This window comes from Microbacterium sp. 69-10 (assembly GCF_001897945.1).
In the GTDB taxonomy this organism is placed as follows: Bacteria; Actinomycetota; Actinomycetes; order Actinomycetales; family Microbacteriaceae; genus Microbacterium.
The window spans coordinates 12,041-26,421 of record NZ_MKRT01000018.1 but is presented as its reverse complement, the minus strand read 5'-3'; the positions used below and the strand labels follow the sequence as shown (position 1 = coordinate 26,421).

The window sequence follows — 14,381 nt, the reverse complement described above, 5'->3', positions numbered from 1 at the left end:
CATCCGCGACACACATCGGGGGTCGACACGCCAGATTTCGGACGTTTCCCGCGAGAACGTCCGAAATGTGGCGTGTCGGCCCCCAGAATGTACCGGGCACGATCGGGCATCCGGATGCCTGCGAAGACCGCTCCGTACACTCGAAGCATGACGATGCCGAACCAGCTCCCGTACGCCGTCTTCTCGGGAGCTCTCGTCGATCGCGCCACCGGAGGCTGGAATCCCGCGCAGGCGGTCGTCGGGCAGGGCATGGTGACCCTGTGGGTCGCCACCCCCGCCGGCTGGGTGCAGCATTTCAGTGTGCCCGCGGGCGAGGTGGTCGTGAAGTCGGCCGCCCAGCGCATCACCCTGGTTGTGCGCGGTCAGAGCTACCCGATCCTCGCGGACCCGGCGGCGGTCGACCGCGCCGTCAGGCTCAACGTCACCGGCCTCACGGGCAACATCACCGGCTCCCCCATCCTCGAGGCGGCGAGCACCGCGGGACGACTTGCGAACCAGGCGGGCGCCGCGCAGGCGTTCAGCGCCGGCGGCGGCGCGCAGTTCCTCGCGGCCTCGCGCGCGTCCGGCGCCCGTGTCTCCCGGCTGGGCTACCCCGCGATCATGGCCATCGGATGCGGCACCGCCCTGGTCATCGCCGTCGTCACACTCGTCGTCGCCGCTGTGATCATCAACATGTAGCGCGGAGGCCGCGGCGCGGCAGGAGGTCCGCCCGCACGGCAGACTGGATGCATGCCCGCCTTCGATCTCGCCGCGATCGGCGCGGGGCTGTCCTTCGCCGATGCCCTGCCGGCGCTGTCCGAAGCGCTCGACACGAGCGCCGCGGTCGTCGTGAGCGCTCCTCCAGGCACCGGTAATACCACATGGAATCTCTGACCCCAGTAGTTGATTGGGCGTCGTTCCTGCCGACGGCTGGGCGAGGCGAACGTCGACTCGTCCGATGCGACGAGATACTGACCTAAGGAGAGCCCAATTCGGGCGTAGATGCGAGTGGTGAGCAGATCGTCATCGAAACCGATGATGCGCTGGCCGATCCGCTCGCAGCCGGCACCGAGGCGGGCGAGCGTGCCAAGGCCGTACTCGCTCGGGGGAGACTCGCGGTGCTGAGCACGGAGCGCACGCGCCGTGCGGACCACGGCACCCTGGGTCACGGTGAGAGGGTGATGTGCGCACTCACGACCGCCGTACGCACCGCGCTGCCAGAGGCCGACGTGGTGGTGGCCAAAGGTGGCATCACGTCGGCCGAGGTCGCGCGTGCCGGCCTCGGGGCCTACGCCGCTCTCGTGCTCGGACAGGTTCTGCCGGGCATCTCGGTGTGGCGCCTCACGGCGTTCGACGGCCGTGAGCTGCTCTACGTAGTCGTGCCGGGCAACGTCGGCGAGGCCGACACGCTCGTCGAGGTCCTTCGCGCATTCGGAGGGGGTTCGGGCGTCGCCCCGATCTGACCACGCCCCGGCGCACTCGAGGGCCTAGGGTTTGCGTATCGCTTTCGGCGAGGTTGTCTTCCTTTGCTTCCCCACGCGTAGTTGACATCATCGAATGCGGCGAGAAGTCGTGCTGTGAAAGCAGACTCCCCACGCCTTGACCTAGGTGTGATGTCCAGGGACGTTGTTTCGGCGACACGGCCGTGAATAGCTGAGAGGTGAGGGCCTCCGGTTGTGAAGTGGAGCTGTTGAGTTCAACCGCTTCACGTACCAGGAGGCCCTCGTGTCCCACGCTAACGCTGCCCTGACCCCGCGCGCTCGACTCCGCCTGGCGCGCCTGATCGTCGAGGACGGCTGGTCACCGCAGGTCGCGGCGAAGATGTTCATGGTCTCTCCCGTCACGGCTCGAAAATGGGCGGCTCGGCTGAGGCTGGAGGGCCCCGCCGGGATGACCGATCGTTCGAGTCGGCCGCGATCGATGCCGACGAAGACGCCACTGCCCGTGGTCAAGCGGATCGTGAAGCGGCGGTGGCGGGGCCGTCTCGGCCCGGCCCAGATCGCCGGTGAACTCGGGCTGCCCGCCTCGACCATCCACGCAGTGCTCGTGCGATGTCGAATCAACAGGCTCAGCCACATCGATCGGGTCACGGGAGAACCCATCCGACGATACGAGCACGACCATCCCGGCTCGCTGATCCATGTCGACGTCACGAAGTTCGGCAACATCCCCGACGGCGGCGGATGGCGGTTCGTCGGCCGCGTCCAGGGCGAACGCAACCGGGAGGCCACCGCGACCCGTCTGCAAAGCAGGAACCACCGCTATGAGCCCCGGTTGGGCACCGCGTTCGTCCACACCGTCATCGACGACCACTCCCGTGTTGCTTACGCCGAGATCTGCTCTGACGAGAAAGCGCAGACGGCGACCGGCGTCCTGCGTCGTGCTGTCTCATGGTTCGCCGCCCGGGGTGTCCCCGTCGAGCGTGTCCTCTCGGACAACGGCTCCGCCTACAAGTCCCACGCCTGGCGCGATGCCTGCGCAGAACTCGGGATCACGGCGAAGAAGACCCGCCCTTACCGGCCACAGACCAACGGGAAGATCGAACGCTTCCACCGCACCCTCGCCGACGGCTGGGCCTACGCCCGGTTCTACGGATCAGAAGCCGAGCGTCGCATGGCGCTACCAGGCTGGCTACACTTCTACAATCATCACAGGCACCACTCCGCAATCGGGGCCCCACCCATCAGCAGAATCCAAAACAACCTGCCTGGACAGCACACCTAGCCGCCGTGGATCCTGACCGGATTCCCGCCATTGGGGCGTCCATGTGCACGGGACGCTCGGTGTTCTGAGGACCGTCGAGACACACTGCTGACATCGGGCGCTCACTTGGACCTGTTTGCCGCGGACCTTAGCAAGACCAGTCGCAACGGAGGGTGCTGATCGTCTGGAGTCAGAACAACGGAGCCAAGGTCTTGCAGCCAAGTAAGACCCGCAGAGCCCCAGCTCACATGCCTCGTCCCGGGAGTGCGCTGCCACAAACGGCAGGTCTATCGTGGTCGCAAGCACGTTGCGCGGCACCAGCATTTCGACCTGTGGTTGGAAAATCCATGGCCTTCTGGCCAACTGAGCGTACCCGCTCTCGCTGAGGGTAACCATCTCGCCCCCTCCACATCGAGGACAGTCCTCTTGCGCATGTGGGCTTCCACAGGAATCCCCGCAGGGCAGTACGGCGCCGGGCACGTCGAGATCTGGGATCACGGGAGTTACGACCTGGAGAGGTGGTCCGACGACGAGATCATCGTCACGCTGCACGGCCAGGTTCGGGTGGGCTCGGCGGGGGAGCTGCCAGGCTCGCGCTGATCCGCATCCGCCAGGGCGCAGGAAGTAACGCCGTCACTGCAGGACGTATTCGGGCCCAGACATTGGTGTTGCAGCTCGCCGACAACGCCGATGTCTCCCGTCTTGTGGGGTGGCGTGAGGTCGGAGTGCCATCGCTCGCACGAGCTCGTGAACCTCTACATTATGGTCGCCCGCGACAGGATCAGCGGATGCATATCGGATTGAAGCGATTTGCTGTCGTGAGTTCTCCTCCTCATCTTTCACCTCGTGTCGGACATGGCGGAACTGCGCCGAATCACTCACCCGACATGGGAATGCCGATCACGCCGCTCAGCCGCTCTGCCGGTGACTGCAAGAGGGCGCCATCCCTGAGCATGGCGTAGAGGACGTCGGACAGGCGCCGAGCGAGTGCGAGGAGCGCATGGTTGTGACGCTTGCTCTGGGCGATCCTGTGGCCGTCGAAGGCGCGGGAGCCGAGGTCAAGGAGTGCAGCGGATACCGATTAGGAACATGGCATTCTCCAGGATTCTGTACCCGCATCGTGACGGGCTGCCCACCGCGGATCGATTACCGGATCTTCAAGTTAAGGGTGCGAGGCCGGCGAAGGCGGCGAGCTGTCCGGCTGTGGAGAAGTGCTTATCGGCGACTTCGGTGAGTAGTCGCCCCGCTGTCCTGGCGCCGACTCCGGGCATGCTCGTCAGGACGGACTGAAGAAGGTGTGCGTCGACCAGCCGCTCGACCTCACTACGGCTGCGTCCGTACGCTGCGAGGGGTATTTGTTCGTTGACGCAAAAAACGGTCGGCTCATAGCCTGTGGCGAGGTGGCTGCGCCGCCTTCCTCGTCGACGATGCCGTAAGGAGAGTTCCCATGCCCAGACCTACCCCCTCTCATCGGTGGACGGCGGGAGCCGTCGCCGTCCTCCTCAGTGTCCTCGCCGTCGGCGCGGGCGAGGCGGCCCCCGCCTCCGCTGCGTCGACCGCGTCCTGGGAGGTCTCTCAGCCCGGTGCGAGCGGCATCTGCGGAGGCACGCGTGCGACCCTCGCATTGGACGGCAACGGACGTCTCACCCTTGCTGCGTCACGGGACTGCACGCCGGCCCTCGACCCGGGGCAGCTCGCCCTGCGCACGACCACGACGGACTTCACCCAGCAGCTCGAGTTCGTCGGACGGAGCGACCGTTCGATCGTCGACAACTACACGATGCTCTCCGGAAAGTCGCGGGAGCGGTCGAGGGCGGCGACGATCTCGACCTTCACCTTCGCCAGGGGTGGGGTGCAGCTGAGTGTGGTCGTGCGAGTTTCGCAGAGCGGGGTCGCGTTCCGGTACGTGCTCCCCGCGGCGGGAACCGTCATCGACGATGCGACGGAGTTCCAGTTCCCCGCCGACACGCTGATCACGACCGCGGCATACGCCGGGCCGCACGAGACCCCCTGGTCGACGACCACCGTCGGCGCGCTGAGCGCGGGGAGCTACGAGTTCGGCAGCCTGCTCCGGCGCACCAACGGCATGGCGGTGCAGATCTCGGAAGGGGACCCGGACGGCACGTTCTCGGGTGGAGGACTGAACAGGTGGGGTGCGTCAGGATTCGAAATTGGTCTCGCGACGGCATCTATCCCCGTCGCGGCCGGAGGGATGACGCCGTGGCGGGTGGTCTCGGTCGGCACACCTTCCGCCGTCTTCCAGTCCACGCTTGTGGACGACGTCGCCCGTCCGTCGCGCATTTCCGACATCTCGTGGATCCGCCCTGGGGTCTCGGCGTGGAACTGGCTCGACGGATACGAAAGCGGCCAGGCGTCGTTGTCGCAACAGAAGGCATGGGTGGACTACGCCTCGAGTCAGGGATGGGCGTACTCGCTCGTCGACGGAGGGTGGAAGGGGCAGACCTGGGTTCCGGAGCTTGTCGACTATGCCGCGCAGCGTAACGTCGGCATCCTGTTGTGGGTGCACTCCGCCGACCTCGAGACCGCTGCACAGCGCGAGGCCACGTTCACGCGGTTCCGTGACTGGGGCGTCAAGGGTGTGAAGATCGACTTCATGGACAGCGACTCACTGAACCGCTACGCCTGGTACGAATCGACCCTCGCCGACACTGCCAGGTTCCGGCTCATGGTCGACTTCCACGGCTCGCGTCTCCCGCAGGGGTCGTCGCGGACGTGGCCTCATCTGCTGACGTCGGAGGCGATTCGCGGGGGCGAGTTCCTCGGCGACCGCACGATCACTCACGTCGCTGCGTCACCCTTCACGCGCGGCGCTCTCGGCGGCACGGACTACACGCCGCTTGGGTTCCAGAACGGCAAGCCGAACAGCGACGCCGTCGAGCTCGCCGCGACCGTTCTCTTCGACACAGGGCTCCTGTTACCGGCAGGAACCCGCAGCGCCTATCAGGCGCGGCCTATCAGCGAATGGTGGATGCGCTCCGTCCCCGTAGTCTGGGACGAAACCCGCCTCGTCGGAGGAACACCGGAAACAGGCGGCGTGGTCGCCCGACGCAGCAACGAGCGCTGGTACCTCGGCGCCATGAAGGTCGGTGCCCCAGGAACCATCAGCTATTCGACCTCCTTCCTCGGCACGGGGCCGTGGCTCGCAGAGATCGTCGATGATGCCCCGAATGGCACTCTGCGCCGGACGACGCAGCTCATCACCGCCGGATCGACGTTGAGTATCCCGACCGCCGTAGCCAACGGCGGCCACGCCGTGCGGTTCACACGTGCAGTGTCCGTCCCGACGTCGGCGATACGCATCCGTGTCCAGCAGAGCGGGCTCGCCGTCAACGTCGCCTTCGCTGGCACGGCGAACGGCGATGCGATCGTGCAGTGGCCCGCCAGCGGGGACACGAACAACTACTTCTCCCTGTTGCCCCTCGGCGATGGCTATGTGCGAATCGTTGCGCAACACAGCGGTCGCGACGTCGTGATCCTCGATGCGGGTGCTTCGCCCGGCGCGAAGGCGATCCAGCACGATTACGGCAACCCCGCCGTCACCAATGACGAATGGCTCCTCGAGGACGCCGGCGCAGGGCGATTCCGCATCCTGAATCGACACAGCGGCCTCTATCTGACCGTGACCGACTCGGAGTGGGGAACGCCGCTGCGTCAGATGCCGTACCGCTCCGGTGACACGTTGCAGATGTTCTGGTTCGGATGACCTCTCGTGGCCCGGGTGCCTCCAACTATGCTGCTTCCATGGCGAAGCACCCGGGCTACCAAGACCCGCTGCGCGGGCTCCGTACCGTGTCCGAGGGTCGTCGGACGAAGCTTGCCGAACTCATCAATCTCATCGCAGCCAAGGGGGCGATGTCCCGGGCACAGGTGATGGCCGAGCTGGGATGGTCTCGCACGCTCGTGACTCGAGTGGCGACGCTGCTTCTGGACGAGGGGGTCATCGGAGAGGAGGTGGCCGCCGAGCCCGGCCGCCGCGGACGACCCACTGCGCAGTTGCGGCTGGTCGTCGGCCGCGCTGCCACCATCGGGATCGACTTCGGGTATCGGTCGGTGCGAACGATCCTCGCCAGCGTCGACCACACGATCCTCGCATCGGACGAGCGGGAGCTCGGCGACGACTACGGTCCCGACGAGGCGTTGGCCAGCGCACGCGACATGATCGAGGACATGCTCGCGTCTGCGGCGATCGAGTGGTCGGACATCGTCGGGGCGGGCATCGCCATCAGCGGCCCCATCGACTACGAGAACAACGCCCCCTCACTGCACAGTCTCCTCCCGCATTGGTCTGGGGATGTCGTGGCTCGCGCCAGCGAGTACCTGCCTTGTCCGATCGTCCTCGGTAACGACACGAGGCTCGCGTGCTACGCGGAACTGCTGTGGGGCGCGGGGCGCGACTTCGACAGCTTCCTTTACCTCAAGCTGCACTCGGGGGTCGGCGGGGCCTACGTGCTGAACCGTCGCATCGTCTCCGGTGCGACCGGCGTCGCCGGAGAGTTCGGGCACATGGTTCTCGTCCCCGGGGGGGAGCGGTGCCGGTGCGGCGGGCGCGGATGCCTGGAGACCGTGGTCGGTGTGCCCGCCATCATGCGCGGTTTGTCGGTGTCTTACGGACATACGCCCGAGTGGAAAGAGGTGATGCGCCGCCTCGCGGCAGGCGAAGCCGGCACGCGTGCAGTCTTCGCTGAGGCCTATGAGTCGATCGGACGCGCGACAGCGTCGTTGTGCAACATCATCGACCCTGGCGCCGTCATCCTCGGTGGCGCATTGAGCCGCGCCTCGCGTGACATCGAGGATCGCGTCGAGGAGGGAATCCGTGCTCATGCGTTGCCCGCCTGTGCCGACACCCCGGTGCGGGTCGGCGCTCTCGGGCGAGGAGCTGCGGCTCTCGGGGCGGTGGGAGCCGTGCTGATGAAGGGCATCGTCTAACGCTCCTTTTTGTTCATTGACGCAAAAATAGGCACGCACATAGAGTCAGTGGCGTCGCCCGGATCGTCTGATCCGACGGAGAAGTCGTCGGCCCCGGGCACACTCGCACAAAGGAGAGCAAGTGATCAATCGACTTCGCCTCGGCGCTGCGGCCTTGGTGGCCGTTGCGGCCATCGCGCTCACTGCCTGTCAGGCCACCGCCCCCGATGCCGGGAACCGACCGGCCGAATGTGACGGTGTGACCCTCACCAAAGTGGGGTACTCCCCGTACTCGAACACGGGCGGCTACTTCCCCTTCGTGGAGAAGGGGCTCACCGAAGGATTCGAGCCGTGCGGAATCACGGTGACCACCTCCGACCCGGACGCCGACTCCGGCAAGCAGGTGAGCGGCATCGAGAACCTTGTCGCCGCCGGAGCGAAAGCGGTCATCGTGACGCCGACCGACCCGAAAGCCGTGAGCCCGATCGCCAAGCGGCTCAAGGATCAGGGCGTCCTTGTCGTCGGACTCGCCACGTCGATCCCCGAAGCCGACATCACCTTCAACCTCGACGACCATGCTTTCGGCAGGCTCGAGGGCACCAGCGCCGGTGACTGGCTGAAGGAGAACCGCGCCGGAGAGAAGCCCAAAGTTGCCATCCTCCACCAGGACTCCGGCGGCGACCCGCTCATCGACCGGCACCAGGGAGCGATCGACGGCATCGACGAGGTGCTCGGCGAGGGGAACTGGGATCTCGTGAGCGAGGTGGAGGCCTACCAGGAAGACACCGGCAACGCGCAGACCTCAGTGATCCTCCAGGCCCACCCTGATTTGGACCTCATCATCGGGCTCAACGACTCCAGCGCTCTGGGCGCGGTTTCGGCGATCACCTCCAGCGGACGCACCGCAGGCAAGGACGTCGGGGTCGTCACCGGCGGCGAGGACAAGCGGATCCTAGACTACGTGCTGTCCAGCCAGGTCGTATCCACCGTCGGTCTGTTCCCGGTCGCTCAGGGCAACGTCATCGCTGACACCGTCTTGAAGTTCGCGAGGGGCGAGTCCGTCGAACGTGAGCAGATCGTTCCCGTCGAGCTCGTCACCGCCGACAACGCGCAGAGCATCCTCGATTCGCTCTCATGACCGGACCCCTCACCGAGACGACCCAGGGCGCCCCCGCGCTGCGAGCCCAGGGCATAGGGAAGTCCTTCGGGGGTGTGGCTGCTCTCCGCGGGGTCGATCTGACCATCCGGGAGGGCGAGATCCTCGGACTCGCAGGCGCCAACGGCGCCGGCAAGTCCACCCTGATCAACGTCCTCACCGGCCAACTGACCCCCGACACGGGAACGCTGTCCGTGCGCGGCAGCGACGTAATGCTCGATGCGCCGCGTCGTGCCGCCCACTACGGTATCGGCGTGGTCCGACAGGAGCTCGACCTCGTGCCCGACCTGACCATCGCCGAGAACCTCGCGCTCGGAGACGAGCGGGCGTTCCGACGTCGGGGCATCCTCGATCGGGGGAAGATGCGCGACTCCGCGGTGGCTGCGCTCGCGCGCGTCGGACTGCAGCTCGAGCCGTCGACGCTGGTGGGCGACCTCGCCATTGGCGACCAGCAGCTCGTGGCAGCCGCTCGCGCGCTGCGCAGTGCCGGTTCGGTGCTGCTCCTGGACGAGCCCACGTCGTCGCTGACACCCTTCGAAGCGGAGCGTCTCTTCACCGTGATGCGGGCGCTCCGTGACGAGGGCGTGGGTGTTGTGTTCATCTCGCACAGACTCAACGAGGTATCCGCGCTGTGCGATCGTGTCGTCGTCCTTCGGGACGGCCAGGTCGCAGGGGAGTACGGCGTCGACGACACGAGCATGTCCGAAGTCGTTGAAGCGATGGTGCCGGGTGCGCAGGCATTGACCCGGGAGGCCGAGAGGGCTACGCCGGGCCGCGTGATGCTCTCCGCGGAGGGCATCGGCGTGCACGGGCGTGCTCCGCTGGATCTCGATCTGCGCACCGGCGAGGTCATCGGGCTCTTCGGGCTCGTCGGCGCAGGCAAATCCTCCCTCGCGCGAGCCCTCGCCGGACTGACGCCGACCAGCTCCGGCACGATGACGATCGACGGGTCCGCCTACCGACCGAAGAGCGCAGCAGATGCCTTTTCGATGGGCGTCGCGTGCCTGTCGGAAGATCGCCGCTTCGAAGGGATCCTCCCCGGGCTCAGTGTCCGGAGGAACATCGCGGTGCGCGCGCCGAGAGACACCGCTCGAGCGGGAGTCCTCCGCACCGGGGCGATCACCCGACTCGTCGGCGAGATGTTCGAACGGCTGCGTATCAAAGCGGCCGACGACTCCCTCGACATCCGGGACCTCTCCGGCGGGAACCAGCAGAAGGTTCTCCTGGGGCGGCTTCTCGCAGAGGAACTGCGCGTACTCATCCTCGACGAGCCCACGCACGGCATCGACGTCCGCGCCAAGCACGACCTGCTCACGACCGTGGGCGACCTCACGCGCAAGGGTGTCGCGGTGCTCATGGTGAGCTCCGAGATCCCTGAACTCCTCGCCGCGTGCGACCGGATCCTCGTGATGCGGCGGGGCGAGGTAGTCGCCCAGATGGCGGCCGGGGAGGCCACCGAACAACTTCTCATGTCAGCTGCCACTGGAGGCGCACAATGAACACCGCTCTCGCTCTACCCGATGCGCCGACCGCTCCGCGCCGGAGGAAGATCGATCCGACCCTCCTCGTGCTCCCCGCGGCTTTAGTGCTCATGATCGTCGTGTTCGCGGTACTGTCGACGACGTTCTTCACCGTCGACAACCTCTTCGTCATCCTCCGGCAGTCCGCTGTGCTGGGCGTCGCCGCCATCGGCGCCACAATGATCCTCATCGCCGGAAGGCTCGACATCAGCCAGGGCGCCGTCATCGCGGCATCCGGCATCGTCTGCGTGTCACTGATGCAGGCCGGTGTGCCCGCCGCCCTCGCCATGCTGGCAGCGGTGTCGCTGGGCGCACTGCTTGGCCTGGGCAACGGCCTGCTCACCGAAGGGCTGAAGATCCCCGGGTTCATCGCAACCCTTGCGACGGCACTCGTCATCCGAGGAGCGGCGCTGCTGTTCACCGGAGGACAGTCGATTGCCGCTCCCAGCACCGAAGGGTTCGACCTGCTCTCGTGGGTCGGCGTCGGCTCGATCGGCCCGATCCCCGTGAGCGTCCTCCTCGTTCTCATCGCCTACCTGGTGGCGTGGTTCGTCATGCGCAAGACGGCATGGGGAATGCGCACCTACGCGATCGGATCGTCGGCGCGCGCCTCACGCACGGCTGGGCTGCGCGTGCGCCGACAGGCCATCCAGATCTTCATCGTCGCCGGTGCCCTCTCGGCCGTGGCGGGTGTTCTTCTCGCGGGTCGGTTGGGCTCGGGAGCGCCGAGCAACGGCACAGGAGCGGAGTTCGACATCTTCGCTGCCGTCGTACTTGGGGGTACCTCGCTCTTCGGCGGTCGGGGAAGCGTGATGCGATCCCTGCTCGGCATCATCTTCCTCGCGGTGCTCAGCAACGGTCTGGTGATCCTGAACGTCTCGTCCTACGTGCAAGGGATCGCGACCGGAGTCGTGCTGATCATCGCCCTGGGAATCGACCGGTGGCGGGCACGTGACGATGACTGACGTGCGCGGAATCGATCCTGAGCTTGCTGCCGCCGTGGCTGGGGGTGAACGCCCCGACCTTGCGAAGGACCTCGACAGGGCGCGCGTCCTCATGAGCTCGGTCGGGCTTCCGACTGCGCGAGCCGAAGAGCTGTACGGCTCCAGAGTCGACGTCACTGAGCGTCTCCTCGACCTCGGTGACAGATCGATCGACGTCCGCGTCCACACGCCGATCGGGATCGAAGCCACCGCGCCCGGATTGCTGATGCTCCACGGCGGAGCCTTCGTCGGCGGCGACAGGGGCGCCGAACACGCGAGAAGCCTGAGGTACGCGGCCGAGGCGGGGTGCATCGTGGTCACACCGGAGTACCGACTCGCGCCGGAGCACCCGTATCCGGCGGCGCTCGATGATGCGCTCGCCGTGCTCGAGTGGATGCGCACCGACCTCGCGGGGATCGACGGGGAGCGCCTCGCGATCGGCGGCGTGAGCGCGGGGGGAGCGCTCGCGGCGGGGCTGGCGCTCCGGCTTAGCGACGCGGATGCCCTGCGCCCGAGGGCTCTGCTACTGCTGTTCCCCGCGCTCGACGACAGGCTCGCATCGCGATCTTCGCTGGCCTTCACGGACTCTCCCGTCTGGGACGCCGCAAACACGCGGGAGATGTGGTCTCTCTACCTGCGAGGAGCCTCCGCCGACGGCTATGCGGCACCGGCGCGTGCCGCTGCGCTGTACGGGCTTCCTCCCACCTATGTGCTCGCCGCGGAGTTCGACCCCCTGCGCGATGAGGGCGTCGAGTTCGCGAGCCGTTTGATCGCGGCAGACGTGGCGGTCGATCTTCGCGTCTGGTCGGGCGCGTACCACGTGTTCGATCAACTCGCCCCCGAGTCCGCGCTGGCCAAGGCGTCGGTGGGGGATCAAGTTCAGTTCTTGCGGCGCTATATGCTCTGATTCCAGGCGGGGATACCGGGTTGACGGGCGACGCGTTCGCGCCGCGCTCTGCAGTCAGGCCCCAACGCCGCTGTCGGGTACGTCATCGATAGCTTCCTCTGCGGCACCTTCCTGGTCCAGTACGCCAGCGGGCGAGGCGAGATGTCTATGGCCATGCCCTCACGCAGCCTCGCCGGGTCGCGGCGCGCGCCGCCGCTCGCCGGCTCGCGCAGCTGGACGGCTCCGCCCTCGGCGACCGCATCGGCTTCACCGTGCGCGGCGAGCGCGCGGTGAGCCGTGACACGCGCGTCGAGTTCGTCACGGCGGGAGTGCTGCTGCGGCGGATGCTGGATGATCCCGGGCTCGACGGCGTGGACGCCGTGATCATCGACGAGGTGCACGAGCGGGCGCTGGAGACCGACCTGCTGGTCGGTCTGCTCGGTGAGGCCCGCGAGCTGCGCGAGGACCTCGTGCTGATCGCCATGTCGGCCACGCTCGACGCCGCGCGCATCGCCGCCGTCCTCGGCACGGATGCCGCGCCCGCCCCAGTCATCGACCACGAGGTGCCTGCGTTCCCGCTCACCGAGCGGTGGGCGCCGAGCCCGGCGCCGCGTCTGGACGAGCGCGGCGTGACGTGGGCGTTCCTGGATCATGTCGCCCGGACCGCGGCATCCGCTGCCCGCGACCTGACCCGCGAGGACCCGTTCGCCGACGTGCTCGTGTTCGCTCCGGGTGCCCGCGAGGTGGCCGAGATCGCCCGCCGCCTCCGCGATGCGAGCGGCGGCTTCGACGTGCGGGAGCTGCACGGGCAGATCCCCGCGGCCGAGCAGGATGCCGTGATCCGCGGACGTCGACCCCAGGATCCGCCGCGCGTGATCGTGACGACCTCCCTCGCGGAGTCTTCGCTCACCGTGCCGGGTGTGCGCCTGGTCGTCGACAGCTGCCTGGCCCGGCATCCGGTGCGCGACAGTGCACGCGGCATGAGCGGACTGGTCACCTCGGCGGCATCTCGCTCGTCCTGCGTGCAGCGCGCCGGCCGCGCCACCCGCCAGGGGCCGGGAACCGTGATCCGCTGCGTGGACGAGCGCAGCTACGCCGCCGCGCCCGCGCGCCCGGCGCCCGAGATCGCCGCCACCGATCTCGCCGACGCCGCGCTGCTGCTGGCCTGCTGGGGCGCGCCGGGCGGCACCGGTCTGCGACTGATCGACCCGCTGCCCGCCGACAGCCTTGCCGATGCGGTCCGCGTGCTGCACGGTCTCGGCGCCGTCGACGACGACGGCCGGGTCACCGACGAGGGTCGGGCGCTGGCGCGCATTCCGACCGATCCGCGTCTCGCACGCGCACTGCGCGACGGCGGCCCGCTGGTCGGCGCGCGGCTCGCCGCCGAGGTCGTTGCGCTGCTGGGCGGGGACCTGCATATGGCGGATGCCGATGTCGCGCACGCACTCGCGTCTCTGCGCGGCGGACGCTCGCCGGATGCTCGGCGCTGGAGTCGCGATGCCGAACGCCTCGAACCCCTGATCGCGGCGACACCGGGCATCCGCTCCACCCTGGACGGCGTCGGCCTGGTCATCGCGCTGGCGTTCCCGGAGCGGATCGCCCGCCGCATGGAGCGCTCGGCCGAGGGGGCGACGTTCCTGCTGGCATCCGGAACCCGGGCCGGTGTGCGCGGCCCGCTCGCGGATGCCGAGTGGCTGGCCGTCGCCGACGTCGCCCGTGCCTCCGGCCGCGCGGCAGCCGGCTCCGGTGCGGTCGTGCGCGCCGCCGCCGTGCTCACGGAGGAGCAGATGGAGCACGCCGCGAGCCATCTGATGACCGACCGGGTCGAGGCCGAGTTCGCCGGCTCCCGGGTGCAGGCACGACGCGAGCGCCGGGTCGGCGCGATCGTGCGCTCCTCGGTGCCGGTGCGGGCGTCGGCCGACGAGGGCAGGGATGCAGTGCGGCGCGCACTCCGCCGCGACGGGCTGGGGCTGTTCACCTGGCGGGATGCTGCGGACGAGTTGCGGCGACGCCTGGCACTGCTGCACCGGGAGCTGGGTGCGCCATGGCCCGATGTGTCGGATGCCGGCCTGCTCGCGGCGATCGACGTCTGGCTGGCACCGGAGCTCGATGCCCTCGCGGGCGGGACTCCGGTGGACCGTCTGGACCTGGCATCGGCGCTGCGACGTCTGCTTCCGTGGCCGGAGGCGGTGCGGTTCGACGAACTGGCGCCGGAGCGCCTCGAGGTG

Annotated in this window: 12 protein-coding genes and 1 pseudogene; 12 read left to right on the top strand and 1 reads right to left on the bottom strand. The window is 68.0% G+C overall.

All coding sequences use genetic code 11. The features are described 5' to 3' along the window. Positions 1–147: 147 nt before the first annotated feature. The 5 genes from BGN97_RS06940 (at position 148) to BGN97_RS06920 (ending at position 3,282) form a co-directional block, all read left to right on the top strand. A complete protein-coding gene (locus BGN97_RS06940) occupies positions 148–678 on the top strand; it encodes a hypothetical protein (RefSeq protein ID WP_292699293.1) in 531 nt (176 codons plus the stop codon). A gap of 51 nt (positions 679–729) precedes the next feature. Continuing rightward, the gene (locus BGN97_RS06935; RefSeq protein ID WP_292699291.1) at positions 730–873 is read left to right on the top strand and encodes a hypothetical protein; all 144 of its coding nucleotides are present in this window, start codon (positions 730–732) and stop codon (positions 871–873) included. Positions 874–998: 125 nt separating this feature from the next. Next, positions 999–1,442, top strand: coding sequence for a nucleotide-binding domain containing protein (locus BGN97_RS06930; RefSeq protein ID WP_363331418.1), 444 nt, complete (start codon positions 999–1,001; stop codon positions 1,440–1,442). A gap of 262 nt (positions 1,443–1,704) precedes the next feature. Continuing rightward, positions 1,705–2,703 (top strand): IS481 family transposase, encoded by a 999-nt coding sequence (locus tag BGN97_RS06925; protein WP_292699290.1) that lies wholly within the window; start codon positions 1,705–1,707, stop codon positions 2,701–2,703. 243 nt (positions 2,704–2,946) lie between these two features. Further along, positions 2,947–3,282: a DNA polymerase ligase N-terminal domain-containing protein gene (locus BGN97_RS06920; protein WP_292699288.1), complete on the top strand. Its 336-nt coding sequence runs from the start codon at positions 2,947–2,949 to the stop codon at positions 3,280–3,282. A 274-nt stretch (positions 3,283–3,556) separates the two neighbouring features. Here the strand turns inward: BGN97_RS06920 and BGN97_RS06915 are convergent. Then, positions 3,557–4,007: pseudogene (locus BGN97_RS06915) on the bottom strand (transposase); the annotation flags it as partial. 122 nt (positions 4,008–4,129) lie between these two features. Here BGN97_RS06915 and BGN97_RS06910 point away from each other — a divergent pair. From BGN97_RS06910 to BGN97_RS06880, 7 genes are all read left to right on the top strand, one after another. Further along, positions 4,130–6,406, top strand: a complete 2,277-nt coding sequence (locus BGN97_RS06910) for a glycoside hydrolase family 97 protein (protein ID WP_292699286.1) — start codon at positions 4,130–4,132, stop codon at positions 6,404–6,406. A gap of 38 nt (positions 6,407–6,444) precedes the next feature. Next, a complete protein-coding gene (locus tag BGN97_RS06905) occupies positions 6,445–7,629 on the top strand; it encodes an ROK family protein (protein ID WP_292699283.1) in 1,185 nt (394 codons plus the stop codon). 238 nt (positions 7,630–7,867) lie between these two features. After that, complete coding sequence (locus BGN97_RS06900) at positions 7,868–8,746, top strand: sugar ABC transporter substrate-binding protein (protein WP_292699281.1); 879 nt, start codon at positions 7,868–7,870, stop codon at positions 8,744–8,746. After that, on the top strand, positions 8,743–10,263 hold the full coding sequence (locus BGN97_RS06895; protein WP_292699279.1) for a sugar ABC transporter ATP-binding protein: 1,521 nt from the start codon (positions 8,743–8,745) through the stop codon (positions 10,261–10,263). Before BGN97_RS06900 ends, BGN97_RS06895 begins: the two co-directional genes overlap by 4 nt. After that, the gene (locus BGN97_RS06890) at positions 10,260–11,249 is read left to right on the top strand and encodes an ABC transporter permease (protein ID WP_292699276.1); all 990 of its coding nucleotides are present in this window, start codon (positions 10,260–10,262) and stop codon (positions 11,247–11,249) included. Before BGN97_RS06895 ends, BGN97_RS06890 begins: the two co-directional genes overlap by 4 nt. Further along, positions 11,242–12,174, top strand: a complete 933-nt coding sequence (locus BGN97_RS06885) for an alpha/beta hydrolase (protein WP_363331416.1) — start codon at positions 11,242–11,244, stop codon at positions 12,172–12,174. The genes BGN97_RS06890 and BGN97_RS06885 overlap by 8 nt, the downstream gene beginning before the upstream one ends. A gap of 269 nt (positions 12,175–12,443) precedes the next feature. Then, positions 12,444–14,381 (top strand): helicase-related protein (locus BGN97_RS06880; RefSeq protein ID WP_292699271.1); only part of this gene is annotated, 1,938 nt, incomplete at its 3' end.